1 protein-coding gene is annotated in these 657 nt (G+C 77.6%); it reads left to right on the forward strand.

Annotated features, from left to right (window positions below):
• Positions 1–157: 157 nt before the first annotated feature.
• A partial coding sequence (locus ACFUEL_RS33955; RefSeq protein WP_380241145.1) for a CBM35 domain-containing protein occupies positions 158–657 on the forward strand: 500 nt, incomplete at its 3' end.

The following is a 657-nucleotide window of genomic DNA, read 5'->3' on the forward strand; positions in this document are numbered from 1 at the left end:
CCGCGTCCCCGGGTGGGTCCCTCCGGGGGCGGGCCGCCCCCCCCGCCCCGGCGCCGGCCGACGCAGCCGCTCGACCGGGCCGGCGCCGCCGCGCCACCCCCCACCCCACCCCCACCCACCGGGAGCCGTCGCGCCCCGGTCACCTTCGGGAGCCCACGTGTACCCTGCACCCGGCACCACCCGTACCGCCCGTACCAACCGCTCCACCAGGCCCACCGCCCTCGCCGCGGCCACCGCGCTCCTCGCCGGCCTCACCCTGTGGACGCTCGCCCCCGGCACCGCCCGGGCCGCCTCCGTCGTGCTGGAGGCCGAGTCCGCCGCCCTCACCGGCGGCGCCGCCCCCGCCGCCGACCACAGCGGCTACACCGGCACCGGCTTCGTCGGCGGCTTCACCGACGGCAACCGGGGCACCGCGAAGACCTCCTTCACCGTGCGGGCCGACACCGCCGGAACCGCCACCCTCGCGATCCGGTACGCCAACGGCACCGGCTCCGCCAAGACACTGACCCTGCTGGTCAACGGCGCCTCCGCCGGGCAGGTCACCCTCCCGGCCACCGCGAACTGGGACAGCTGGGCCACCGTCCAGCAGAGCGTCACCCTCAACTCCGGTGCCAACACCGTCGCGCTGAAGTTCAGCACCGCCGACAGCGGCAACGC

This window comes from Kitasatospora sp. NPDC057198 (assembly GCF_042670125.1).
Taxonomy (GTDB): Bacteria; Actinomycetota; Actinomycetes; order Streptomycetales; family Streptomycetaceae; genus Kitasatospora.